The organism is Roseateles aquae (assembly GCF_032337115.1).
Classification (GTDB): Bacteria; Pseudomonadota; Gammaproteobacteria; order Burkholderiales; family Burkholderiaceae_C; genus Roseateles_C; species Roseateles_C aquae.
Window position 1 is genome coordinate 114,680 of the sequence record NZ_JAVXZY010000013.1, and the last position, 22,847, is coordinate 137,526.

Annotated in this window: 21 protein-coding genes; 14 read left to right on the top strand and 7 right to left on the bottom strand. The window is 65.8% G+C overall.

What is annotated here, in order from left to right:
• Positions 1 to 14 precede the first annotated feature (14 nt).
• The 3 genes from RQP53_RS23140 (at position 15) to RQP53_RS23150 (ending at position 1,819) form a co-directional block, all read left to right on the top strand.
• The gene (locus RQP53_RS23140) at positions 15 to 368 is read left to right on the top strand and encodes a terminase (RefSeq protein WP_315653087.1); all 354 of its coding nucleotides are present in this window, start codon (positions 15 to 17) and stop codon (positions 366 to 368) included.
• Positions 369 to 373: 5 nt separating this feature from the next.
• The gene (locus RQP53_RS23145; protein WP_315653089.1) at positions 374 to 1,363 is read left to right on the top strand and encodes an NAD-dependent epimerase/dehydratase family protein; all 990 of its coding nucleotides are present in this window, start codon (positions 374 to 376) and stop codon (positions 1,361 to 1,363) included.
• Positions 1,364 to 1,471: 108 nt separating this feature from the next.
• Positions 1,472 to 1,819 carry a hypothetical protein gene (locus RQP53_RS23150; RefSeq protein ID WP_315653090.1) on the top strand — a complete coding sequence of 116 codons (348 nt, stop codon included), beginning with the start codon at positions 1,472 to 1,474 and terminating at the stop codon, positions 1,817 to 1,819.
• A 19-nt stretch (positions 1,820 to 1,838) separates the two neighbouring features.
• Here the strand turns inward: RQP53_RS23150 and rsmI are convergent, their stop codons facing one another.
• Complete coding sequence (gene rsmI, locus RQP53_RS23155) at positions 1,839 to 2,753, bottom strand: 16S rRNA (cytidine(1402)-2'-O)-methyltransferase (RefSeq protein WP_315653091.1); 915 nt, start codon at positions 2,751 to 2,753, stop codon at positions 1,839 to 1,841.
• On the opposite strand from rsmI, the gene RQP53_RS23160 reads away from it, so the two are divergent.
• From RQP53_RS23160 to RQP53_RS23170, 3 genes are read left to right on the top strand one after another with little or no spacing between them, the layout of a single operon-like run.
• On the top strand, positions 2,746 to 3,216 hold the full coding sequence (locus tag RQP53_RS23160) for a YraN family protein (RefSeq protein WP_315653092.1): 471 nt from the start codon (positions 2,746 to 2,748) through the stop codon (positions 3,214 to 3,216). The genes rsmI and RQP53_RS23160 overlap by 8 nt on opposite strands.
• Before the next feature lie 42 nt (positions 3,217 to 3,258).
• The gene (locus RQP53_RS23165) at positions 3,259 to 3,843 is read left to right on the top strand and encodes an SIS domain-containing protein (RefSeq protein WP_315653093.1); all 585 of its coding nucleotides are present in this window, start codon (positions 3,259 to 3,261) and stop codon (positions 3,841 to 3,843) included.
• Between the two features lie 45 nt (positions 3,844 to 3,888).
• Positions 3,889 to 4,521 (top strand): BON domain-containing protein, encoded by a 633-nt coding sequence (locus RQP53_RS23170; RefSeq protein WP_315653094.1) that lies wholly within the window; start codon positions 3,889 to 3,891, stop codon positions 4,519 to 4,521.
• Positions 4,522 to 4,768: 247 nt separating this feature from the next.
• Here RQP53_RS23170 and RQP53_RS23175 read toward each other — a convergent pair whose 3' ends face one another.
• The 3 genes from RQP53_RS23175 to RQP53_RS23185 form a co-directional block, all read right to left on the bottom strand.
• Positions 4,769 to 5,671, bottom strand: coding sequence for an NAD(P)-dependent oxidoreductase (locus RQP53_RS23175; protein ID WP_315653095.1), 903 nt, complete (start codon positions 5,669 to 5,671; stop codon positions 4,769 to 4,771).
• A 5-nt stretch (positions 5,672 to 5,676) separates the two neighbouring features.
• Positions 5,677 to 6,813 (bottom strand): PilT/PilU family type 4a pilus ATPase, encoded by a 1,137-nt coding sequence (locus RQP53_RS23180; RefSeq protein ID WP_315653096.1) that lies wholly within the window; start codon positions 6,811 to 6,813, stop codon positions 5,677 to 5,679.
• 172 nt (positions 6,814 to 6,985) lie between these two features.
• On the bottom strand, positions 6,986 to 8,029 hold the full coding sequence (locus RQP53_RS23185; RefSeq protein WP_315653097.1) for a type IV pilus twitching motility protein PilT: 1,044 nt from the start codon (positions 8,027 to 8,029) through the stop codon (positions 6,986 to 6,988).
• Positions 8,030 to 8,056: 27 nt separating this feature from the next.
• Between RQP53_RS23185 and RQP53_RS23190 the strand changes: the two genes are divergently transcribed.
• From RQP53_RS23190 to RQP53_RS23210, 5 genes are all read left to right on the top strand, one after another.
• A complete protein-coding gene (locus RQP53_RS23190; RefSeq protein WP_315653098.1) occupies positions 8,057 to 8,761 on the top strand; it encodes a YggS family pyridoxal phosphate-dependent enzyme in 705 nt (234 codons plus the stop codon).
• Positions 8,761 to 9,417: a c-type cytochrome gene (locus RQP53_RS23195; RefSeq protein ID WP_315653099.1), complete on the top strand. Its 657-nt coding sequence runs from the start codon at positions 8,761 to 8,763 to the stop codon at positions 9,415 to 9,417. Before RQP53_RS23190 ends, RQP53_RS23195 begins: the two co-directional genes overlap by 1 nt.
• Positions 9,414 to 10,688, top strand: a complete 1,275-nt coding sequence (locus RQP53_RS23200; RefSeq protein WP_315653100.1) for a c-type cytochrome — start codon at positions 9,414 to 9,416, stop codon at positions 10,686 to 10,688. The genes RQP53_RS23195 and RQP53_RS23200 overlap by 4 nt, the downstream gene beginning before the upstream one ends.
• A gap of 383 nt (positions 10,689 to 11,071) precedes the next feature.
• A complete protein-coding gene (locus RQP53_RS23205) occupies positions 11,072 to 12,628 on the top strand; it encodes a methyl-accepting chemotaxis protein (RefSeq protein WP_315653101.1) in 1,557 nt (518 codons plus the stop codon).
• Between the two features lie 30 nt (positions 12,629 to 12,658).
• A complete protein-coding gene (locus tag RQP53_RS23210; RefSeq protein ID WP_315653102.1) occupies positions 12,659 to 13,003 on the top strand; it encodes a TonB family protein in 345 nt (114 codons plus the stop codon).
• A 259-nt stretch (positions 13,004 to 13,262) separates the two neighbouring features.
• On the opposite strand, the gene RQP53_RS23215 is transcribed toward RQP53_RS23210, so the two are convergent.
• Positions 13,263 to 13,664 (bottom strand): cupin domain-containing protein, encoded by a 402-nt coding sequence (locus RQP53_RS23215; protein ID WP_315653103.1) that lies wholly within the window; start codon positions 13,662 to 13,664, stop codon positions 13,263 to 13,265.
• Positions 13,665 to 13,754: 90 nt separating this feature from the next.
• Here RQP53_RS23215 and RQP53_RS23220 point away from each other — a divergent pair, with 90 nt between their 5' ends.
• The 3 genes from RQP53_RS23220 (at position 13,755) to RQP53_RS23230 (ending at position 17,155) form a co-directional block, all read left to right on the top strand.
• Positions 13,755 to 14,183, top strand: a complete 429-nt coding sequence (locus RQP53_RS23220; RefSeq protein WP_315653104.1) for a hypothetical protein — start codon at positions 13,755 to 13,757, stop codon at positions 14,181 to 14,183.
• 84 nt (positions 14,184 to 14,267) lie between these two features.
• On the top strand, positions 14,268 to 15,698 hold the full coding sequence (locus RQP53_RS23225; protein WP_315653105.1) for a TolC family protein: 1,431 nt from the start codon (positions 14,268 to 14,270) through the stop codon (positions 15,696 to 15,698).
• 41 nt (positions 15,699 to 15,739) lie between these two features.
• Positions 15,740 to 17,155, top strand: coding sequence for a multicopper oxidase family protein (locus tag RQP53_RS23230; protein ID WP_315653106.1), 1,416 nt, complete (start codon positions 15,740 to 15,742; stop codon positions 17,153 to 17,155).
• A 100-nt stretch (positions 17,156 to 17,255) separates the two neighbouring features.
• Here RQP53_RS23230 and RQP53_RS23235 read toward each other — a convergent pair whose 3' ends face one another.
• Both RQP53_RS23235 and RQP53_RS23240 read right to left on the bottom strand, forming a co-directional pair.
• Positions 17,256 to 19,097, bottom strand: a complete 1,842-nt coding sequence (locus tag RQP53_RS23235; RefSeq protein ID WP_315653107.1) for a M4 family metallopeptidase — start codon at positions 19,095 to 19,097, stop codon at positions 17,256 to 17,258.
• A 1,025-nt stretch (positions 19,098 to 20,122) separates the two neighbouring features.
• Positions 20,123 to 22,504 carry a M4 family metallopeptidase gene (locus tag RQP53_RS23240; protein ID WP_315653108.1) on the bottom strand — a complete coding sequence of 794 codons (2,382 nt, stop codon included), beginning with the start codon at positions 22,502 to 22,504 and terminating at the stop codon, positions 20,123 to 20,125.
• Positions 22,505 to 22,847 lie beyond the last annotated feature (343 nt).

Below are 22,847 nucleotides of genomic sequence, written 5' to 3' on the forward strand. Positions count from 1 at the left end.
CTGCCCAGTCACCCATGCTGATCGATCTGCTACGCCACCAACAGCGTCACTACGCCCGCTTCCACCGTGATCGCAACAACCTGCGTCTGCATCTGTGCACCGTGCCGGTCTTTCAGGCTGGGCATCTGATGTTGATGCTGGCACCTGCCCTCGGGCCGTTCTGGCTGGCACCAATCGGCCTGGGAATGATGATGTTGGCATTGGCACTGCAGCGTCGCGGCCATGCGCTGGAGGTCGAGGCAGTGGAACCCTTCCGTGGCCCTGTCAATGCGGTGCTGCGCATCTGCTTTGAACAATGGCTGAGCTTTCCGCGCTTTGCGCTGACCGGCGGCTGGCGACTGGCCTTCCAGGCCCCCTCTAGAAAGTGACAGACATGAGCGAGACTGTTTTGATCCTTGGCGCCGCAGGGCGGCTCGGCCGCGAACTCTGCCTGGCCTTCTCCGGCGCCGGCTGGCGAACGTTGGCGCACAGCCGCAAGCCCTTGCCGGCGGAATTGCTGGCGCTGCCGGGCCTGCAGGCGGTCAGCGCCGATGCCCTCGATGTGAACACCTTGCTGGGCGAGGTGCGTGCCGCTGGCGGGGCTGGCGTGGTGATCAATGCGCTGAATCCGCCCTACACCCAGTGGCATCGGCTGGCGCTGCCGCTGGCCAGCGCCGCGCAAGACCTGGCCCTGGGGCTGGATGCCCTGCTGGTGTTGCCGGGCAATGTCTACAACTTCGGCAGCACGCTGCCACCGCTGCTGCGACGCAATAGCGCCGAGCACGGTGACCACGACAAGGCGCGCATCCGCATCGCCATTGAGGCGCAGATGGCCGCAGCCGACAAGCAGGGCCTGGATTCCGTGGTGCTGCGCGCGGGCGACTTCTTTGGCGGCGCGGGCAGAGGCTCATGGTTCGACCTCGCCATCGCCAGCCGACTTGCCAAGGGAGAGATGGTCTACCCCGGCTCGCTGGATCGCATCCATGCCTGGGCCTATCTGCCGGACCTGGCCCAGGCCTTTGTCCGCGTCGCCAGCCAGCGCGAGCGCCTGTATGGACACAGCCGGCTGCACTTCGCCGGCCACGCGGTCGAGGGTCAGGTCTTGCTGGACTGTTTGAATGCCTTGTGTGCACGGCCGCTGCGCGCCGCCAGCCTGCCCTGGGGCCTGATCAGGTTGGGGGCGCCGCTGGTGCCGAGCTGGCGGGCCATCGTCGAGATGCGCTACCTCTGGGAGCGCCCGCATCAGCTCGACGACAGCGACCTGCGCCAGCTGATCGGCCCGCCGCCGCGCACGGCCTTGGCGACGGCGCTACGGCAATCGCTGCAACAGCTCGGCTTGGGCGAACTGCTGCGCGACGGGCCCGCCATGCTGCAAGCCGCTTGACCATGCCGACACGATTCTTTACAGCACCACGGTCGTCACGGCCAGCACTGCCCGCGTTGTACCGGCAAGCCTGCACGGGCGGGCCGTTTCAGCCAACAAGGAGTCAGCATGACACGCAGCCACCAGATGATCGTCGCCCTCAGCCTCAGCGCCCTCAGTGCGCTTAGCTTTGCACAGACGCCCCCATCGCCGCAAATGCCGCGCGTCGACCAGCGTGAAGCGAACCAACAGGCACGCATCGCTCAGGGCGCTGCCTCTGGCAGCCTGACCGGCAAGGAAACCCTGCGCCTGGAACGTGAGCAGGCCGCCATCAACAACAGCGAAGCCAAGGCCAAGGCCGATGGCGTGGTCACCGCCCATGAGCGCCGCAAGCTGCACCGGATGCAGGATGCCGCCAGCAGGGACATCCATCACGCCAAGCACAACGCCAAGATGGCCAGCACCCCCGGCCAGTGAGCCGCCTTGACCGCGAGGCTCAGTCCTCGCGGGCCTTCTTCCAGGCCAGGCCGAGTTCGTACAGCTTGTTGCGCGAGGCGCCGCTGATTTCGGCGGCCAGCGCCACCGCCTGCTTCAGTGGCAGCTCGGCGGCCAGCAGTTTCAGCACCCGCTGCGCCTCGGCCGGCACTTCCTCGTCGATGGCGGCAACGGCCTGGGCATGAAGCACCAGCACGAACTCCCCCCTCTCCCGTTGCGCATCGGCGGCCAGCCAGGCCGGCAGCTCACCGGCCGGCGCGGTGTGGACGGTCTCGAACTGCTTGGTCAATTCGCGGCAGACGCTGACCTTCTGCGCCGGCGCCAGTTCGGCCAGCAGATCGATCAAGGCGACGATGCGATGCGGGGCTTCGAACAAGACCTGGCTGTAGGGCGCGCCCAGCAAGGCCTGCAGCGCCGCGCGACGCTCCTGGCCCTTGGCCGGCAGAAAGCCAACAAAGCGAAAACCCTGCGCCTGCGCGTCGCCGGCAGTGCTCAGCGCCGTGACGGCCGCGCTGGCCCCAGGCAGCGGCAGCACGCGCAGGCCGGCCGCCTGCACCGCCGCCACCAGCACCGCGCCGGGATCGGAGACCGCCGGCGTGCCGGCATCGCTGACATACGCGATCCGCTCGCCGGCCTGCAGGCGCTGCACCAGCTGTGCCGCGGCCTCATGCTCGTTGTGCTGATGCAGGCTGATGAAGGGCTTGTGCAGGCCGAGATGACGCAAGAGCCCGGCGGTGACACGCGTGTCCTCACAGGCCACCGCATCGACCAGGCTCAGCGCCTGGATGGCGCGCAGGCTGATATCGGCCAGGTTGCCGATCGGCGTGGCCACCACATACAGCGTCGCTTTGGGATACTGCTGGGTACCCGCCGCAGCGGCAGCGGCCTGCAGCAGCAGGGAGGCATCGATGTTCAAGTGGGGCTCCCCAAAAAAGCGCGAGATCAACAGCCCAGCGGCGGGCGGTGGCGGCAGCGATGGCATCGAGACGCCGGCTCGACGTCGGCCACGCAATACCAAGGCGCTGGGCGACCAGGCCGAGCTGCGCGCACTGCGTTATCTGCAGGCCCGCGGCTTGACGCTGGTGGAGCGCAATTATCGGGTCGCCGCCGGGCCGCATGCGCGAGGTGGCGAGATCGACTTGATCATGCGCGATCGCGATGGCACGCTGGTCTTTGTCGAGGTGCGCGGCCGGCGTGCTGGCAGCCATGGTGGCGCCGCGGCCAGCGTGACTTCAGCCAAGCAGCAGCGGCTGGTCTACGCTGCCCAGCACTATCTGCTGCGCTTCAACCAGGCGCCGCCCTGCCGCTTCGATGTGATCGCACTGGACGAGGACAAGATCGAATGGCTCAGCGCCGCATTCGATGCCGGCCCCCAGTGATGTCCATCGGCGCCGCAGCCGCGCCCCTTATGATCCGCCCTCATGCTTGAACAACGCATACAACAACAATTCTTCGAGAGTGCCGATCTGCAATACCAGGTCGCCGAAAGCCTCTCGCGCCCGATCTCCGACGCCGCGCAAATGCTGGTCGAGGCCATTACCGCGGGCGGCCGTGTGCTCTGCGCCGGCCTGGGCCTGGCCGAGCTCGATGCGCGCTATCTTGCCGCCCAGCTGATGGGGCGCTTCGAGCAGGACAGGCCAGGCCTGGCCGCACTGCACCTCGATGGTCGTGTCCAACAAGGCAGCGGCAGCATCGATGTCGCCGCAGCGCTGGCGCGCCAGGTTCAGACGCTGGGCCATCCCGGCGATCTGCTGCTCTTGCTGGATGCCTATGCCGGCAGCGAGCAGCAACTGCCGACGGTGCTGGACGCCGCGCGTGGTCAGGACATGAGTGTCATCCTGCTCAGCGGCAGCCAGGACGAAGCACTGCGCGCGGCGCTGCTGGACACCGACATCCAGATCCGCATCCCGCACAGCCGCGGCGCCCGCGTGGCCGAGGCCTTCCGCCTGGTGTCCCACTGCCTTTGTGATGCCATCGATGTGCAACTGCTGGGTGCGGCCGAGTAAGGCTGCAAGCAGCGCCTCCCCTGTGATTCCTTTCCCGAGAACGCCATGAGTTCAAAAGCCCTGTTTCGTCTGGCCCGCCGGGGCACCTTGATCGCTGCCCTGGCCGCGCTGTGCAGCGCCTGCGCCCCGCTGATCATGGGAGGCGCGATGGTGGGCGGCGCCCTGGTCGCCACCGACCGCCGCACCTCCGGCACCCAGCTGGAAGACCAGGGCATCGAGATGAAGGTGTCCAAGCAGCTGCGCGAGCAGCTGGGCGACAAGCTGCACTTCAATGTGAACAGCTACAACCGCTTTGTGCTGCTGACCGGTGAAGCCGATACCGACGCCGACCGCGCCGCGGCCGAGCGCATTGCCAGCCAGGTGGAAAACGTCAACCGCGTCGCCAACGAGATCGCCGTCACCTTCAAGAGCTCGCTGAGCGGGCGCTCCAACGATGTGCTGATCGCCACCAAGGTCAAGGCCAGCCTGGTTGATGCCCGCGACCTGATCTCGAATGCCTTCTACGTCGTCGTCGAGCGCGGCCAGGTCTATCTGATGGGCCGCGTGACCGAGCGCGAAGCCCACCGCGCCAGCGAGATTGCCCGCGGCGTGGCCGGCGTGCAGAAGGTGGTGCGCATGTTCGAGATCATCTCGGAAGAAGAGCTGGCGCGGATTACGCCGAAGCCAGCGAAGCAATGAGCCCCTCGCCCACGGCCTGCAGCCGTGGGCGGTCCCCCGAGGGGACGCCGATACGGTCGCGGAAACCCGCGACAGTACATCGGCTCAGGCCACAGCATGCATGAGCCCCTCGCATGCAGCGTGCGCCGCATGCGATCCCCCGAGGGGATGCCCACGCTGCGGCGGCTTTCCGCCACAGCCTGGGCTCAGGCCGCCCTTGGGAGCGGCCCGGCGGGCTGCCTGATGCCCAACTCTCCTTGGTGTGCGATCAGCGCAAGCGCTTGATCAGGCTGGAGGTGTCGAGCCGGTTGCCGCCGAGGGCCTGGACGTCGGCATAGAACTGGTCGACGAGGGCGGTCAGCGGCAGGCGGGCACCGTTGCGGCGGGCTTCGTCGAGCACCAGGCCGAGGTCCTTGCGCATCCAGTCGACGGCGAAACCGAAGTTGAACTGGTCGTCGACCATGGTCTTGCCGCGGTTGTCCATTTGCCAGCTTTGTGCGGCGCCTTTGCCGATCACCTCGAGCACCTGCTTCATGTCCAGGCCCGCCTTGTCGCCAAAGGCGATTGCCTCGGCCAGGCCTTGGACGATGCCGGCGATGCAGATCTGGTTGACCATCTTGGCCAACTGACCGGCACCGGAATTGCCAACGTGGGTGACGGCCTTGGCCATGCACAGCGCCACCGGCTGGATCTGCGCGAAGGGGGCCGCGTCGCCACCGCACATCACCGTCAGCGCTCCATTGACGGCGCCGGCCTGCCCGCCCGAGACCGGCGCGTCGACAAAGTGCAGCCCAAGACGCTGCGCTTCGCCATGCAGCTCGCGCGCCACCTCGGCCGAGGCGGTGGTGTGATCAACAAACACCGCACCGGCCTTCATGCCGGCAAAGGCACCGTTCTCACCGAGCACCACCGAGCGCAGGTCGTCATCGTTGCCAACGCAGGCAAAGACGATCTCAGCCCCGGCCGCCGCCTCGCGGGGCGTCGCCGCCGCGCTGCCGCCAAACTCGGCCACCCAGGCCGCCGCCTTGGCCGGCGTGCGGTTGTAGACGGTGACCTGGTGCCCGGCACGGGCCAGATGACCGGCCATCGGCAGGCCCATCACGCCCAGGCCCAGAAAGGCGACCCGGCGCGGCGTTTGCGGCTCGTAGCTGCGGCTGTTGATGCTGCTCATGGTGTTCAGAGAATGGTCATGTGTTCGGTGCCGGCGGCCAGATCACCGCTGCGCGCACGCTCGCTGTTGAGCTTGATCTGCAGGCGCAGGTCGTTGACGGAATCGGCATTGCGCAGCGCGTCTTCGTAGTTGACGCGGCCGAACTCGTAGAGGTCGAACAGCGCCTGGTCGAAGGTCTGCATGCCCTGCTCGCGCGAGCGCTTCATGATTTCCTTCACCTCGCCGACGTCGCCCTTGAAGATCAAGTCCGAGATCAGCGGCGTATTCAGCAGGATCTCCACCGCGGCGACGCGGCCCTTGCCTTCGCGGCGCGGCAAGAGGCGCTGTGACACGATGGAGCGCAGGTTCAGCGACAGGTCCATCAGCAGCTGGGCGCGGCGCTCTTCAGGGAAGAAGTTGATGATGCGGTCCAGCGCCTGATTGGCACTGTTCGCGTGCAGCGTGGCCATGCAGAGGTGGCCGGTCTCGGCAAAGGAGACGGCCAGCTCCATCGTCTCGCGATCGCGGATCTCGCCCATCAGGATCACGTCCGGTGCCTGACGCAGCGTGTTCTTCAGTGCCGCCTCCCAGCTGTCGGTATCGATGCCGACCTCACGCTGGCTGACGATGCAATTCTTGTGCGGGTGAACGAACTCGACCGGGTCCTCGATGGTGATGATGTGGCCGAAGGTGTTCTCGTTGCGATGGTCGACCAAGGCTGCCAACGTCGTGCTCTTGCCCGAGCCGGTCGCACCGACAACAATCACCAGGCCGCGCTTGGTCAGCACGATGTCCTTCAGGATGGGCGGCAAATCCAACGCATCAATCGTTGGCAACTGCTGCGGAATCGTCCGCATCACCAGGCCCACATGACCCTGCTGCACATAGGCGTTGCAGCGGAAACGGCCGATGCCCTGCGGCGAAATCGCGAAATTGCATTCCTTGTTGCGCTCGAACTCGGCCGCCTGCTTGTCGTTCATGATCGAACGCGCCAACTGCAGCGTGTGCTGGCCGGTGAGCGGCTGCGGCGACACCTTGGTCACCTTGCCATCGACCTTGATCGCCGGCGGAAAGTCCGCGGTGATGAACAGGTCGGAGCCCTTGCGCGACACCATCAAGCGCAGCAAGTCGTTAATGAATTTCGATGCCTGATCGCGTTCCATGTGCAACTTTCAAATTCAAGCACTGCAGGCGCCGAGCCTGCGTCGTGCCGCTGGATCCGAAGCGGGCGACCGCAGGTCCGCCCTCTTCCAGCAGAGCCTCAGGGTCCGGCTCCGCCGGCCCGAGAGGCTCGCCCCCTTGAGGGGGCGCGCACAGCGCGTAGGGGGTGGGCCATCAGCCAGGGAAATTCTCAGGGAATTTCGCCTTCGAGCGAGCTTCCGCCGGCGAGATGATGTTGCGCCGGACCAGATCGGTGAGGTTCTGGTCCAGCGTCTGCATGCCTTGCGAATTGCCGGTCTGGATGGCCGAGTACATCTGCGCCACCTTGTTCTCGCGGATCAGATTGCGAATCGCCGAGGTGCCGAGCATGATTTCGTGCGCCGCCACCCGGCCCGAGCCATCCTTGAGCTTGCACAGGCTTTGCGAGATCACCGCCACCAGCGATTCCGACACCATCGCACGCACCATCTCCTTCTCGGCCGCTGGGAACACGTCGACGATACGATCCACCGTCTTGGCCGCCGAGCTGGTGTGCAGCGTGCCAAAGACCAGGTGGCCGGTTTCGGCTGCAGTCAGCGCCAGGCGAATGGTTTCCAGATCGCGCATTTCGCCGACCAGCACCGCGTCCGGGTCTTCGCGCAGCGCCGAGCGCAGCGCGTTCGCGAAGCTCATCGTGTGCGGTCCGACCTCGCGCTGGTTGACCAGGCTCTTCTTTGATTCGTGAACGAATTCGATCGGGTCCTCGATGGTCAGGATGTGGCCGTACTCGTTCTCGTTCAGGTGATTGACCATGCCGGCCAGCGTGGTCGACTTGCCCGAGCCGGTCGGCCCGGTCACCAGCACCAGGCCGCGCGGCTTCATCGCCAACTCGGCAAAGACCTTGGGCGCGTTGAGCTGCTCCAGCGTCAGGATCTTGGACGGAATCGTGCGGAACACCGCGCCGGCGCCGCGGTTCTGGTTGAAGGCATTGACGCGGAAACGCGCCAGGCCCTGGATTTCGAAGGAGAAGTCAACTTCCAGCGTTTCCTCGTAAGCCTTGCGCTGCGAGTCGTTCATGATGTCGTAGACCATATCGTGCACCTGACGGTGCTCGAGCGCTTCGACATTGATACGGCGCACATCACCGTGCACGCGAATCATCGGCGGCAGGCCGGCCGAAAGGTGCAGGTCAGAGGCCTTGTTCTTGACCGAGAATGCCAGCAGTTGAGTGATGTCCATGGGTGGGCGTTTTTAGCGTGGGCCATTATGGCGACGATCTCCGAGAACATACAAGAACTGCACCGGCGCATGGCCGCGGCCTGCCTGCGCGCCGGCCGCGAGCAACAAACGCTTACCTTGTTGACGGTCAGCAAGACCTTCCCCGGCTCCGCCGTGCGCGAAGCCTTTGCCGCCGGCGAACGTCATTTCGGCGAAAACTATGTGCAGGAAGGCCTGGCAAAGATCGAGGAACTGGCCGATCTGCGTGAGCAGATCCAGTGGCATCTGATCGGCCCCTTGCAAAGCAACAAGACCAAGCCGGTCGCCGCGGCCTTTGATTGGGTGCACAGCGTGGACCGGCTGAAGATTGCCGAACGCCTGTCCGAGCAGCGCCCCGCCGGCCTCGCGCCGCTGCAGATCTGCCTGCAGGTCAATATCAGCGGCGAGGCCAGCAAGAGCGGGCTGGCGCCGGCCGAAGTGCCAGGTCTTGCCCGCGCGGTCGCGGCGCTGCCGCGGCTCAGGCTGCGCGGGCTGATGGCGATCCCCGAGCCGGCCAGCGATGCGGCCGCGCAGCGCCTGCCGCATCGCGCACTGCGCGAGCTGCTGCAGCGGGTCAACGCCGAGGCCGGGTTGCAGCTCGACACGCTGAGCATGGGCATGAGCGCCGACATGGAAGCTGCGATCGCCGAGGGTGCCACGATGGTGCGCGTGGGCTCGGCCATCTTTGGCCAACGGCATTACCCGAGCGCCTGATGCGCAAGCTGCTCTTGAGCCTGACGCTGCTGGCGCTGACGCCTATTCAGGCCGCGCCGTTCGAGGACAGCATCGCCCAGCGCGCGCTGGCCTGCACCCAATGCCATGGCAAGGAAGGCCGCGCCGGGCCCGATGGCTACTACCCGCGACTGGCTGGCAAGCCGCAAGGCTATCTCTACAACCAATTGCTCAACTTCCGCGATGGCCGCCGTCACTACGGGCTGATGACTGAGCTGATCGCGCCCCTGAGCGACGCCTATCTGCTCGAGCTGGCCAGCTACTTCGCCTCGCTCGATCTGCCCTACCCGGCCGCCCGGGGTGACGGCCGGCCCGCACCGGCCCTGCTGCTGCAAGGCGACCGGCAGCGCCAGCTGCCGGCTTGTGTGGCCTGCCATGGCCAGAAGCTGTCGGGCATGCAGCCGGCCATCCCCGGCCTCTTGGGCCTGCCGCGCGACTATCTGATCGGCCAACTCGGCGCCTGGCGCACTGGCCAACGGCGCGCCCAGGCGCCTGACTGCATGGGCGAGATCGCCCGTCGGCTGCGGCCCGAGGAAGTGGCCGAGCTGGCGCAATGGCTGGCCGCCCAGCCGGTCCCGGCCGACTACAAGCCCCAGCCATCGGCCCCGCTGCCGCAGCGCTGCGGCACGCAGCCATGAAGACGCGCCTTGTGCTTGGCGGGCTCGCGGCCGCGCTGGCCCTGGCCCTGGCCGCCTTGCTGCAGCTGAACCGGCTAGATGAAGGCAGTCCGAGCGCGACATCGGCCGCGCCAGGTGATGCGGCCACACAGCTGAGCCGCGGCGCCTATCTGGCCCGCGTCGGCAACTGCGCCGGCTGCCACACGGCCGCCGGTGGCGCTCCCTATGCAGGAGGACGTGGCGTACCGACGCCCTTTGGCACCGTCTTCGCGCCCAACTTGACGCCGGACGCCGCGACAGGCCTCGGCCGCTGGAGCGCCGACGAGTTCTGGCGCGCGCTGCACAACGGCCGCAGCCGTGATGGCCGCCTGCTCAGCCCGGCCTTTCCCTACGACAACTACACCTTGGTAAGGCGCGACGACGCTGATGCCCTGTTTGCCTATCTGCAGAGCCTGCCCGCCGTCGCGGCGCCGGCGCGCCCGCACCAGCTGCGCTGGCCCTTTGGCAGCCAGGCCGCGCTGGCGGTCTGGCGGGCGTTCAGCTTCCGCCCTGGCGTCTATCAAGACGATGCGCGCCAGGACGCCCGCTGGAACCGCGGCGCCTATCTGAGTCAGGGCCTGGCCCATTGCAGCGCCTGCCACGGCAGCCGCAATGCGCTGGGCGCCACGCCGGGGCCGGAACGATTCGACGGCGCCATGCTCACCGAGCTGGGCTGGTATGCGCCGTCCTTGCACGACCCACGCGAAGCCAGTGTGTCCGGCTGGAGCGAGGCCGATTTGCGCCAGTGGCTCCGCAGTGGCCGGCATGAGGGCGCCGCAGCACTCGGGCCGATGGCCGAGGTGGTGCTCGGCAGCACCCAGCATCTGCAGGACGATGATCTGGCAGCGATGGCGCGCTATCTGCGCAGCCTGCCGCAGCAGCAGAGCCGGCCGCCCGCGACCCGGCCCGAGCCGGCGCTGCGCCAAATCGGCGCCAAGCTCTATGAGCAACATTGCGCCGGCTGCCATGGCGCGCAGGGCCGGGGCCAGCGCGGCGCCTATCCGGCCTTGGCCGGCAATCGAACCGTGCTGATGGACGAGCCGGCCAACCTGCTGCGCATCATCCAGCGTGGTGGCTTCGCACCCGCCACCGCCGGCAATCCCCGGCCCTTTGGCATGCCGCCCTTTGCCGGGCTGCTCACTGAGCGCGAGCAGGCCGCCCTGGCCAGTTTCCTGCGCCATGCCTGGGGCAATGAGGCCGCCGATGTGCGTGAGCTGGACGTGCTGCGGCTGCAAAACCGCCGCGTCGACTGAGCCCCCTCGCTGGCAGCCGTGACGCCTCGGTGACACAAGCCCCCAGCCAGGGGGTGAAGACGATCACTCGCGCGCATTCCTTCACAGTGACGCGCACTTGCCATGGATCAAAACCGGGCGAACGCGCAGACACTGCCAGCGTTCTTCGGCGACACCGTTTCGCGCCGCTTCCGCAGCCCCGACATCTTTGTGCCAGCGATGAGAGATTTGTCACACAGCCCGGTCTTGCAAAGGGCTAACCCCCATCAAGTGCCGTGCCCCTCGGCCCGATATGCAGACATCAGGCGCCTCGTCGTTGGGGCCAGGTCTTGCCTGCTGCAGCGCTGAGCGCCTGCACCTGTACGGGTACCGACAACAACCATATCGCTCCGAGGATTTCGCCGATGAAGCTTCTCTCGCAACTGCGCATCGCTCAACGCCTGGGCCTGAGTTACGGCCTGCTGATCCTGCTGCTGATCATCATCGGCAGCTACGGTGCGCAAACCGCCAACCTATTGTCCAAGGACCTGGATCGCACCGCCAATTCCAGCCTGGTGAAGATCGCCGCCGCCAACGCGCTGGAAGGCAATGTCAACATCGTCGCCCGTGCCTCGCGCGACCTGCTGCTGCTCGACGAGGCGCGCCAGATCAAGAAGCAGAAGGCGGCCATCGATACCGCGCTGCAGGACAGCGAGAAGCAGCTGGCCAGCCTGGAGGCCACACTGGATGGCAGCAAGGAGAAAGACCTGATCGGCCAGGTGCGCGAGCGTCAGAGCAAGTTCTTCGCCTCGGTCGCCAAATTCCTCAAGGTGCAAGCCGACGGCTCCCCCGACGAAGCACGCGAGAGCCTGATCACCGATGTGCGCCCGGCCCAGCAAGCCTATCAGGACGGCCTCAAGGGACTGGTCGATCTGCAGTTTGAGAGCGCCCATGATCTGGCCGAAACCGGCTCGGCCTTGGCCAGCCGCTCGGTCGGCATCACCGTGGTGCTGGTCGTGCTGGCCGTCATCATCGGCGGCGGCGGCGGCCTGGCGATTGCCCGCTCCATCGTCAAGCCGGCCCAGCAAGCCAAGGACGCCGCCCAAGCGATCAGCGGCGGCGATCTCAGCCACCCCATCCACGTTGAAGGCAGCGACGAGCTGAGCCAGATGCTGCAGGCCATGCAGGAGATGCAGCTTGCGCTGTCCGGCGTTGTCAACAGCGTCAGCTCGGCCGCCGGCGAGGTGAACCAGAATTCCAGCGAGATCGCCAGCAGCAATGTCGACCTGTCCGATCGCACCGCGCGCTCGGCGGCCAGCCTGCAGAACACCGCCGCCTCGGTCGAGCAGATCGCCGCCAATCTGAACGGCGCCAGCGAACTGACCCGCAAGGCCGCCAGCATCGCCACCAAGGCTCGCCACTCGGCCTCCACCGGCGGCGCCGTGGTTTCGCAAGTCGTCTCGACGATGGAAGAGATCAGCACCAGCTCGCGCAAGATTGGCGACATCATCGGCGTCATCGATGGCATCGCCTTCCAGACCAATATCCTGGCGCTGAACGCCGCCGTCGAAGCCGCCCGCGCCGGCGAGCATGGCAAGGGCTTTGCTGTGGTGGCCTCGGAAGTCCGCGCGCTGGCGTCGCGTGCAGCTTCAGCCGCCAAGGAAATCAAGGTGCTGATCCAGGAGTCCTCGGTCAAGGTCGAGAACGGCACCGCCCTGGTCAACAACGCTGGCGCCACCATCCGCAGCGTCGTCGACGAAGTCAACAATATGGGCCAGTTGATCGAAGAGATCTCGCATTCGGCCCAGGAGCAGGCGGCCGGCGTTGGCGTCGTCAATAACGCAATGAATGAGCTGGACCGCACCACCCAACAGAACACCACCTTGGTGGACGAGCTCAGCCGCTCCACCGATGCCTTGAAAGCCAGCTCGTCGCGCCTGTTGCAGGCCGTCGGCTTCTTCCACAGCACCCAAGCTTCCTGAACCTCTAGTCGTACCTAAGGAGACCCCGCGATGAACAAGAACACCACCCTGAACAAGCTGATCCGTGCCGCCCTGCTGGGCTGTGGCGCCGTCGCGCTCGCGCTGAGCGCTCAGGCCTCGACACCGAAGATCATCAAGAAGGTGCCGCCGGAGTTCCCGCGCGAGGCCACCAGCAAGTCGATCACCTCGGGCACGGTCAAGGCCAAGGTGGCGATCGAGGCCGATGGCAAGGTCAGTGGCGTTGACATTCTCGAAGCCGAACCGCGCCGCGTGTTCGACAAGGCCGTGACCAACGCGCTGATGGACTGGCGCTTCGAAGCCAGCGGCGAAAAGCAGACCCACGAGGTCAAGCTGGTCTTCAAGAACGAAGACTGAGCTCCAGCACCGGCGCGGCCTGCTGCAAGCGACAGGGCGCCCATCGTGGCGCCCTTTTTCATGGCTCTTTTCGGGTTAAGTGTGGATGCTCTGGAAACAGCCAAAGGCAACCACAGAGGCTCGGAGTCACGGAGAAAAACAAGTCGAACTCTTGTCTTCCCTGTGCATCCCTCTGTGCCTCCCTGCCTCTGCGCTTGCGTTTCGAGTGTCAGCTGCCGAGCATCAACTAACGCGCAAAGAGCCTTTTTCTTGCCGCAGCTCAGGGCGCCGGACTGGCCAGCGGCTTGCCTTTCTCCACCACGTACACCCCCACCAGCTTGATCGGCGCGGCGCCGTCGTTGTGGGCATCGTGGATCACACCAGCCGGTATCACAAAGCTTTCACCGGCCTTGACGGTGCGCGGCGCCTGGCCATCGATCAGCAAGGTCGCCTCGCCTTCGAGCACATAGCTGATCTCGTCGCCCGGATGGGTGTGGCGGCCGGCCTTGGCGCCCGGGGCCACCTCCACCCGAGCCACCACAGCCTCTCGGCCGGGCACCGACACATCGGCGCGGCCAACCAGGGTGCGCGTCAGCCCCGAGGCCTGGGCCAGCAAGGCGCCGGCGGCAACCAGAGCGGCCAGCCCCAGCGTGGCCTTGATATAGCTGCGAGTTTGAGCCATGACAGCATCTCCTTGAATCGTTGGTGACCCGTGCCGACTGTCGGGCCACGCGGCCCGGCCTGACATCCGCACAAGCCCTAAACTGTGGCCATGCGCATTGATGTGCCCGCCCGCCTGCTGCTGATCTGCCTGCTCGCCCTGCTGCTGCCGCTGCAGGGCGTGGCTGCGAGCCTGTCGATGACCGCCGGTCTGCTGGCCCGCGCGGCGCCAACGGCATCAGCCCCCTCGCTGCCGCCGCCATCGGCTTCGACGGGCCGCAGCCACTGCGAGGAGCTGGTCGCCAACACGGATCAGCGCTCGGATCAGGACTGGGCTGACACCCACCACGCCACGGCACAGAAGCCTTCGCCCGGCTGTGGCAGCTGCGCGCATTGCTGCCTGGCGGCCCCGCCGCCGGCCGAGATCACGCGCACGCCGACGGTGTCGGTCAGACGTGCGCCGCACCGGCTCGCCGGGCCACTGCCCGAAGGCGTTATTGCGGCCACGCTGGAGCGGCCGCCTCGTCGTCTGGCGGCCTGATCGTGCCCCGGCTCGCCCGCCCCAGAGCGGCGAGCTGCCCCCGTGATCCGCGGCGCCTGGCGCCGCCTGCCTATCGAGGCATCCATGAAACAGAGATTTCCATCCATCGCCCTGCTGTTCAGTGCGATGGCTGCCCTGCTGGGCGGCTGCGCCAGCTTGCAGCCTGACGCAGCCCTGGCCCCCGTTCAAACCCACAGCCAACTCATCAGCGGCCAGCCCCTGCGCTGGATACGCAGCGAGCAGGAGCAACAGGCCGCCAACGCCGAGCTCCAGCAACGCCTCGGCGCACCGCTGGACCTGGCTGCCGCCCAGGCCGTCGCGCTGCTGGCTCACCATGGCCTGCAAGCCGAGTTGCACGAACTGGGCATCGCCGATGCCGAGCGGGTGCAGCTGGCCCGCCCGCCCAGCCCCAGCCTGGGCGTCACGCGCCTGAGCCGCGCCACCGAAACCGAGTGGGAGCTCGGCCTGCATCTCAATCTCTTGGCCTGGTTCCAGGGTGAACAGCGCGAACGCATCGGCAATGCACGGCTGGCACAGGCGCAACAGCAACTGGCCCTGCGCCTGCTGAGCCTGAGCAGCCGGGTACGCGTCGCCTGGGTCGAGGCCGTGGCGGCGCAGCAGCAGCTGCACTATGCCGAGCAGGTGCTCCATGCGGCCGAGGCCAGCGCCGAACTGGCGCGGCGCCTGCGCGAGGCAGGCAATTTCAGCGCGCTGCGCGAAGCGCGCGAGCAGAGCTTTCATGCCGAAGCCGAGCTGGGCCTGCTGCGTGCCCGCGAACAACTGCAGAGCCGGCGCGAAGCGCTGGTGCGTGCGCTGGGCTTGTCCGGTCCTGCCGCGCAAAACCTGACCCTCCCGGCGCGCTTGCCCGATTTACCTGAGCTTCCTGCGGCTTTGCCCTCGGGTGCAGACGAGCAACAGGCACTGGCACAGCGCATCGACCTGCAGGCGGCGCGCCGGCTGGTCGAGCTGCGCGCTGCCGAAGCCGGCCTGGGCCGCGCCAGCCGCTGGGTCGATATGCTGGACCTCGGTCTGCAGCGCAACAGCAGCAACGAACAGCCCACCCAGCGCGGCATCGGCCTGGACCTGACGCTGCCGCTGTTTGATAACGGCGAGGCCCGGCTGGCACGCGCCGAGCACCTGCATCTGCAGGCGGTGCAGCGCGCTGCGCAACAAGCCGTCACGGCGCGCTCCGAATTGCGCGAGGCCCAGAGCCGCCTGCAAAGTCGGCACCAGATGGCCAAGATCCACCTGCAGCAGCTGGTACCGCTGCGCCAACGCATCGCCGCCGAAAACCTGCTGCGCTACAACGGCATGCTGATCGGCGTGTTCGAGCTGCTGGCCGATGCGCGGGCGCAGGTCGCGGCCGTGTCGGCCAGCATTGCCGCCTTGCGCGACTTCTGGATCGCCGATGCCCAGTTGCAGCAGGCACTGCTCGGCCCGGTCGATGCCATCGCAGAAACCACCGCCACGACCGACATGTCGCCCGCTGCCGAAGCCGGCAGCCCTGGCCACTGAGCGCGCCTGATGTGCCGCCGCCACACCCAGAGGATTCCCCAATGATCACCCGTCGTCATCTTTTTGCCGGTGCTGCCGCCGTTTCGGCCAGCGCCGTTTCGCGCGTCGCGCTGGCCGCCATTCCCGAGGCCGTCGAGCAGACCAGCGCCGACACTGCCGCGCCCTTGCTGCCCCCCAATGGCCGGCCCTACAACCCAGTCGTCACGCTCAACGGCTGGACCTGCCCCTGGCGCATGCGCGAGGGCGTCAAGGAGTTTCATCTGGTCGCCGAGCCGGTCACCCGTGAGCTGGCGCCGGGCTACACCGCGCGGCTGTGGGGCTACAACGGCCAGTCGCCGGGGCCGACCATCGAGGTTGTCGAAGGCGACCGGGTGCGCATCTACGTGACCAACCGGCTGCCCGAACACACCAGCATGCATTGGCACGGGCAGCGCGTGCCCAATGGCATGGACGGTGTCGCCGGGCTGACCCAGCCGGCCATACAGCCCGGCCAGACCTATGTCTACGAGTTCACCGCGCGGCGCCCGGGCAGCTTCATGTACCACCCGCATGCGGACGAGATGACGCAGATGGCCATGGGCATGATGGGCCTTTGGATCACCCATCCCAAGGGCCGCCATCCGCAGATCGCCGAGGTGCAGCGCGACTTCTGCTTCCTGATGGCCGCCTATGACATCGACCCCGGCAGCTATCGCCCCCGGGTGATGACGATGACGGACTTCAATCTGTGGACCTGGAACAGTCGCATCTTTCCCGGCATTGCCTCGCTGAACGTGCGCCAGGGCGATCGGGTGCGCATACGCACCGGCAATCTGACGATGACCAATCACCCGCTGCATCTGCATGGCCATGAGTTCGAGGTCACTGGCACCGATGGTGGGCCGGTCCCTAAATCCGCGCGCTGGCCCGAGGTGACCACCGACATCGCTGTCGGTCAGATGCGGCAGATCGAGTTCATCGCCGATGAGCCGGGCGACTGGGCGCTGCACTGCCACAAGAGCCATCACACGATGAACGCGATGGGCCATCAGGTCGACACGTTGATCGGCGCCGATACGGCGGCGCTGACGCAGAAGATCCGCCAGCTGGTGCCCGGCTATATGGCCATGGGTGAACGCGGCATGGCCGAGATGGGCGAGATGCAGATGCCGCTGCCCGAGAACACCGCGCCGATGATGGGCGGCGAAGGCCCCTACGGCAGCCTGGAGATGGGCGGCATGTTCAGCGTGCTCAAGGTCAGGCGCGAGCAGAAACCGGGCGACTACAGCGACCCGGGCTGGTATGCCGCACCGGCCGGCACGGTCGCACGGCTGCAGGAGACCCACGCGGGCGCGGAAACCAGCCCCCACGGACGCCATCACATGCATCACCAGCAGATGCATGAGGGCAAGACCGAGCCGGCACCGACCGAGCAGCAGTTGCGTGTCCGCAAGCCGCAAGGACACGAAGGCCACTGACGTTGTGCCGCGACGAAAAAAAACGCCGGAGCGTGCTCCGGCGTTTCTTGCCTTGTGCCCGCTGCCGGCGCTAACCGGCAGGGGCTGAAAGCAAAGCAGCTCAGTACGTGGCCTTCAGGCTGGTGCTGCCAACGGTGGAGTAGGCATTCAGCAGAATGTAGTACTTGCCCGTCGCCGGCGAGGTGAAGGTGATGGTCTCGGTGTTGGTGCTGCCATCGGACTTCTTGGTGTAGGAAGTCGTGGTCGGCGCGGTGGTCATGCGGGCATAGATGTCGCCATCGCCCGTGCCACCCGACAGCTTGATCGTCAGGCTGGCCTTGCCTGCGGGCACCGTGATGCTGAACAGCTTGGACGCGCCCTTAGCCAGGCTGATGCCGGTCACGGCCACGTTGTTGGTCAGCGGGGTTTCCGGGGGCGGCGTGGTGCTGCAGCTGACGCCGACCACGGAGAACGCTGCCGTCACGTCGGCGACGGTGTAGCCGCGGGCGCCCGCAGCCTTCTCGACACCGCAGGCACCGGCGTTGAAGGTGCTGTTGGCCGTCCAGTACAGGCGGTTGGCATCGGCGAACACTTCAAAGGCCTTGCGGGTATTCCAGCCTGCCTTGGTGGCCAGCGTGTAGAAGGCCTTGTTGTAGACACCTGAGGTCAGGTGAACGTCCATGCTGCTGGTGTACTTGGACGCATGGTCGATCGAACGGCCATCCTTGGTCGGGTTGTCCATGTAACGCAGCGCGCCCGATCCCTTGAAGATCTCGTAGCCAACCAGCCAGTCGTTGGTACCACGGTCGTAGTACTCGGCGGCTTCACCGGCCATGTCGGAGAAGGCTTCGTTCATGCCGCCGGACATGGCCGAATAGACCAGGCCCGAGTTCTGTTCGGTGAAGCCGTGGCTGACTTCGTGCGAAGCCACGTCCAGCGAGACCAGCGGGTAGAAGGTCGAGGCGCCGTCACCGAAGTGCATGGCCGTGCCGTCCCAGAAGGCATTCTCGTAGCTGCTGCTGTAGTGCACGCGCATCTGCAGCTTCTGGCTGATCGGGCGAACGCCCAGCCAGTTCTGGTACATATTGAAGACGACGTTGCCGAAGTGGTGTGCGTCGTTCATCGGCGAGAAGGCGCCGTTGATCGTCTTCACGGTATTGCGCGGGCAGGTGAAGCTGTGCGCCGTCGAGCCGCTGGTGCCACCGTTCAGGTTGACCGTGGTGACGTTGGTGCTGTCCAGCTTGCAGGTCGAGCCGCTTTGCGTGACATCCAGGTAAGGACGGTTGCCCGAGCCGTACTCGTACTGGCCAGTCTTCTGGTTGCCGCCAGGGCCGGTGCCGATCAGGGCATGGTTCAGGCCTTCCCAACGTTGCAGCACTTCGCCGCTGTTGGCATCCATGATGAAGTGGGGGCGCGAGGGTTCACCCTTGGCCGTGGTCGTCAGGAAAGACACCAGATAGACCAGGTGAGCCACGCCCTTGCCGTCCATCTTGACGTAGAGCTTGGCTTGCTCGTTTTCGGTCAGCGCGGCAGCGCTGCGGCCCTTGGCCAGTTGCAGTACGGCCTGCTGCGACAGCGCCGGGGTGGCCGTACCGAGATCCTGGGACAGGTTGCGCACCAGGGTGCCATGGAAAGTCGAGGCGGCGCTCAGGCCTTGGCCGTTGCGGTGTTCGACGATGGCTTCACCGAAGATGGGCACACCTTGGTAGCGCTGCTCATGGCGCACCACGGTCAGGCCGCTCGGGTAGCTTTGCCGGCGCAATTCCACCAGTTCGCCGCTGGCGAGGCCGAGGGCCGCCGCGGCCGACTGGGCGCCGCCAAGGGCCACGCGACCGGAGTTCGCGTTGACGACGCCGGACTGGCCGTCCAGCTCGATGCGATCAGCGGCCATCGCTTGGCAAGCAGCGCCAACGGCCGAGCTCAGCACGACCAGACGCAGCAGGGATTGAACAGTGCTCTTCATGACGATTTCTCTCTTTCCATCGTGACGGGGGTTGACCCCGAAGTTGCCAGACATCACCGCGTTGGTTCAGATCCGGCACCGCGCGACACCCGAATGGCGGTTTGTGCCGCGCCAGGCGTCTCTGACACAGTCCGCAGCGACCATGGCCCCTCAACGGCGGCGCGACCACATACGGTTCCAGCTTGCTGATCGGGGTCAGGACCTTCCGTGATCAGCATCGGAGGCCGAATGCTATTCGCACAACGAAAGCGAGTGACCTGTAATCCATGACATCCGCAAGAACCCTTTTTTGCGCATCTCCCTATTGGCAATTGCGTCGTGAAATGTCATGCAGTTGTCACGTTTTTGTCCTGCGCTTGTCGAATTTGGCGGTTTTTCGGCCATGCCGCTGGGTTGAGACGCCATTGCACTTGCAGTCGCGACCATGGCAATGCCGAAACCGCGGGATAACACCGGGGTCGCCTCAGCGTGGCGGGAAAGCAGCAGCCAGGGTTTACCAAGGAGCACTGGGCGCCACCGACGCGCTTCGTCGACCAGCGGCTTGCGCAGCTCAGGACGCGCGGTGCAGCCAGCGCGCCTCTTGTGCGCAGCGCAGCGTTTCGAGCGGCAGCTCAGGCTTGGCGATGCGGTGCGGGCTGTGCCGGAAAAACGGCGCTGCAGGAGGCACCGAGGTCTGGTGGCATCGGAGGCGAACGACCAGATGGGCCGGTCTGCTCGCCCTCGTCTTCTTCAACGCCGGCCAGGAAAAGGCTCTTTGCGCGTTAGTTGATGCTCGGCAACTGACACTCGAAACGCAAGCACAGAGGCCCGGAGGCACAGAGGGATTCACAGGGACGAAAAGAGTTCGACTTGCTTTTCTCCGTGACTCTGTGCCTCTGTGCTTGCCTTTGACTGCTTCCAGGGCATCCACACTTAACGCGAAAAGAGCCAAGGAAAAACGCCCTGCAAGCGAACTTGCAGGGCGTCGAAGACACACGCCGGCCATCAATCGGCCGAATCAGGCCAAACGTGCTTGAGGCTTTGATTTACTTGGGGAAGCTGTAGATCAGCTTGAAGCTGCCGCTACCCGAGTAAGAGTTGACCTCAACATAGTAGTAGCCAGCGCTACCGGTGTAGTTGATCGTCTCGCTTGAAGTTGCGCCGTCCGAGCGGGCCACGATCGACCAGTAGCTGCCGTTCCACTTGTAGAGATAGAGGTCGAAGTCGGCGTTGGCAGGGCCGGTCAGGGTGAGCTTGAAGGCCCCACCGCTGGTGCTTTGGTAGTAGCCTGGGCTGCCGCTGGGGTAGGTGGCCGAACCGCCATCGGTCAAGCTGCCCGTCACCGTGGTGCCGCCCGTGCCACCGCCATTGACAGTCAGCGTGGCATTGGCGCTGGTGGTGCTGCCGTTCGCATTGCTGACGATCACGCTGAAATTGGCCCCGTTATCCGCTGTGGTCGTGGCCGGCGTGGTGTAGCTGGATGCGGTCGCGCCAGCAATGCTGCTGCCATTCTTGCGCCACTGGTAGCTCATGGCACTGCTGCTGGTGGCACTGACCGAGAACGTCGCCGGGCTGCCGGCATTCACAGTCACGCTGGCCGGCTGGCTGGTGATCACCGGTACGGTGGCGTCGCTACTCTTCACAGTCAGCGTCGCGTTCGCACTGGTCACGCTGCCCTTGGCGTTGGTGACCACCACGCTGTAGAGCGCGCCGTTGTCGGCGGTCGTCGTCACTGGCGTGGTGTAGCTGGATGCGGTCGCGCCACTGATGTTGCTTCCGTTCTTGCGCCATTGGTAGCTCAGCGCCGAGTCACTGGTCGCGGACACGCTGAAAGTTGCCGTCGAACCCACAAGCACGGTCACGTTGGCCGGCTGGCTAGAGATGACCGGCACACTGTCAGCCGGCGGATTCGGGCAGGTCACGCCTACGGCACTGAAGGCACTGACCACATCGGCGATGGCATAGCCGCGGCTTTGCGCCGCCTTCATCACACCACAAGAACCGTTATTGAAGGTCTCGTTCTGCGTCCAGTACAGGCGGTTGGCGTCGGCAAAGATCTCAAAGGCCTTGCGCGTGTTCCAGTTGGCCTTCTTCGCCAGCGTGTAATAAGCCTTGTTGTAGACGCCTGAGGTCAGGTGCACGTCAAGTGAGTCGTTGTAGTTGCTGGCGTGGCTGATCGAACGACCATCTCGCGTTGGCTCGTCCATGTAGCGCAGCGCGCCCGAGGCCTTGTAGATTTCGGAGCCGACCAGCCAGTCGTTCGTGCCGCGGTCGTAGTACTCGGCAGCTTCACCGGCCATGTCGGAGAAGGCTTCGTTCATGCCACCGGACTGCCTGGAGTACACCAGGCCCGAGTTCTGCTCGGTGAAGCCATGGCTGACTTCGTGCGAAGCCACGTCCAGCGAGACCAGCGGGTAGAAGGTCGAGGCGCCGTCACCGAAGTGCATGGCCGTGCCGTCCCAGAAGGCATTCTCGTAGCTGCTGCTGTAGTGCACGCGCATCTGCAGCTTCTGGCTGATCGGGCGAACGCCCAGCCAGTTCTGGTACATATTGAAGACGACGTTGCCGAAGTGGTGTGCGTCGTTCATCGGCGAGAAGGCGCCGTTGATCGTCTTCACGGTATTGCGCGGGCAGGTGAAGCTGTGCGCCGTCGAGCCGCTGGTGCCGCCGTTCAGGTTGACCGTGGTGACGTTGGTGCTGTCCAGCTTGCAGGTCGAGCCACTCTGCGTCACGTCCAGGAAGGGCTTGCCATTGGAGCCGTACTCATACTGACCGGTCTTCTGGTTGCCACCAGGGCCGGTGCCAATCAGCGCATGGTTCAGGCCTTCCCAACGCTGCAGCACTTCGCCGCTGTTCGCGTCCATGATGTAGTGAGGGCGCGAAGGCTCGCCCTTGGCGTTGCTCGTCAAGAAGGAGACCAGGTAGACCAGATGGGCGATGCCCTTGCCGTCCAGCTTGACATAGAGCTTGGCTTGCTCGTTTTCGGTCAGCGCAGCGGTGCTGCGACCCTTGGCCAGTTGCAGAACGGCCTGTTCGGAGAGTGCTGGGCGCGCCGTCCCAAGATCCTGCGCGAGATCGCGAATGATGGCGCCGTGGTAGGTCGAAGCGGCTGTCAGCCCCTTGGCGTCCCGGTGCTCGACCACCGCTTCGCCAAATACCGGCACACCCTTGTAGCGCTGCTCATGACGGATGACGGTACGACCGTTCTCGTAAATCTGGCGACGCAATTCAACGAGTTCGTCAGTGGCCAGCCCCAGCGAGGCGGCCGCGCCCTGTGCGCCGCCCAAGGCCACGCGACCCGTGCTGGCGTTGGCAAGGCCTGGCTTGCCGTCCAGCGCAACGCGCTCTGCGGCCATGGCCTGACAGGCAGCGCCTACCGCGGAGCTCAGCACCATCAGGCGCACTAGGGTTTGAACGTTGTTCTTCATGACTGTCTCTCTCTCTTTCCATCGTGGCGGGGGTTGTCCCCGATGTAGCCATCCCTCACCGAGTAGGTTTGGATCTGGCGCGGCGCGACTCCCAATTGGCGGTTTGTGCCGCGTGAGGGCGTCTCTGACACAGGCCGCAGCAAGCTTGCCGCTCGACGAAAAGGGGCAGGCGCCAACGGCTCTTAGCTGCTGATCCGGAGAAACTACGAGCCGTCAGCAACGCCGCGGCATGCTATTCGCACAACGAAAGTAAGGAACCTGTAAGTCATGACATCCGCAAGAACCCTTTCCTGCGCATGTCCCTATTGGCAAATGGTCGCGGCGGCACGGTCAGAGCGCCATG

Bases quoted from the DNA above. Each gene is read 5' to 3' on its own strand.
- RQP53_RS23140 (WP_315653087.1), top strand. From the start codon at position 15: ATGCTGATCGATCTGCTACGCCACCAACAGCGTCACTACGCCCGCTTC.
- RQP53_RS23145 (WP_315653089.1), top strand. From the start codon at position 374: ATGAGCGAGACTGTTTTGATCCTTGGCGCCGCAGGGCGGCTCGGCCGC.
- RQP53_RS23150 (WP_315653090.1), top strand. From the start codon at position 1,472: ATGACACGCAGCCACCAGATGATCGTCGCCCTCAGCCTCAGCGCCCTC.
- RQP53_RS23160 (WP_315653092.1), top strand. From the start codon at position 2,746: ATGTTCAAGTGGGGCTCCCCAAAAAAGCGCGAGATCAACAGCCCAGCG.
- RQP53_RS23165 (WP_315653093.1), top strand. From the start codon at position 3,259: ATGCTTGAACAACGCATACAACAACAATTCTTCGAGAGTGCCGATCTG.
- RQP53_RS23170 (WP_315653094.1), top strand. From the start codon at position 3,889: ATGAGTTCAAAAGCCCTGTTTCGTCTGGCCCGCCGGGGCACCTTGATC.
- RQP53_RS23175 (WP_315653095.1), bottom strand. From the start codon at position 5,671: ATGAGCAGCATCAACAGCCGCAGCTACGAGCCGCAAACGCCGCGCCGG.
- RQP53_RS23180 (WP_315653096.1), bottom strand. From the start codon at position 6,813: ATGGAACGCGATCAGGCATCGAAATTCATTAACGACTTGCTGCGCTTG.
- RQP53_RS23185 (WP_315653097.1), bottom strand. From the start codon at position 8,029: ATGGACATCACTCAACTGCTGGCATTCTCGGTCAAGAACAAGGCCTCT.
- RQP53_RS23190 (WP_315653098.1), top strand. From the start codon at position 8,057: ATGGCGACGATCTCCGAGAACATACAAGAACTGCACCGGCGCATGGCC.
- RQP53_RS23195 (WP_315653099.1), top strand. From the start codon at position 8,761: ATGCGCAAGCTGCTCTTGAGCCTGACGCTGCTGGCGCTGACGCCTATT.
- RQP53_RS23200 (WP_315653100.1), top strand. From the start codon at position 9,414: ATGAAGACGCGCCTTGTGCTTGGCGGGCTCGCGGCCGCGCTGGCCCTG.
- RQP53_RS23205 (WP_315653101.1), top strand. From the start codon at position 11,072: ATGAAGCTTCTCTCGCAACTGCGCATCGCTCAACGCCTGGGCCTGAGT.
- RQP53_RS23210 (WP_315653102.1), top strand. From the start codon at position 12,659: ATGAACAAGAACACCACCCTGAACAAGCTGATCCGTGCCGCCCTGCTG.
- RQP53_RS23215 (WP_315653103.1), bottom strand. From the start codon at position 13,664: ATGGCTCAAACTCGCAGCTATATCAAGGCCACGCTGGGGCTGGCCGCT.
- RQP53_RS23220 (WP_315653104.1), top strand. From the start codon at position 13,755: ATGCGCATTGATGTGCCCGCCCGCCTGCTGCTGATCTGCCTGCTCGCC.
- RQP53_RS23225 (WP_315653105.1), top strand. From the start codon at position 14,268: ATGAAACAGAGATTTCCATCCATCGCCCTGCTGTTCAGTGCGATGGCT.
- RQP53_RS23230 (WP_315653106.1), top strand. From the start codon at position 15,740: ATGATCACCCGTCGTCATCTTTTTGCCGGTGCTGCCGCCGTTTCGGCC.
- RQP53_RS23235 (WP_315653107.1), bottom strand. From the start codon at position 19,097: ATGAAGAGCACTGTTCAATCCCTGCTGCGTCTGGTCGTGCTGAGCTCG.
- RQP53_RS23240 (WP_315653108.1), bottom strand. From the start codon at position 22,504: ATGAAGAACAACGTTCAAACCCTAGTGCGCCTGATGGTGCTGAGCTCC.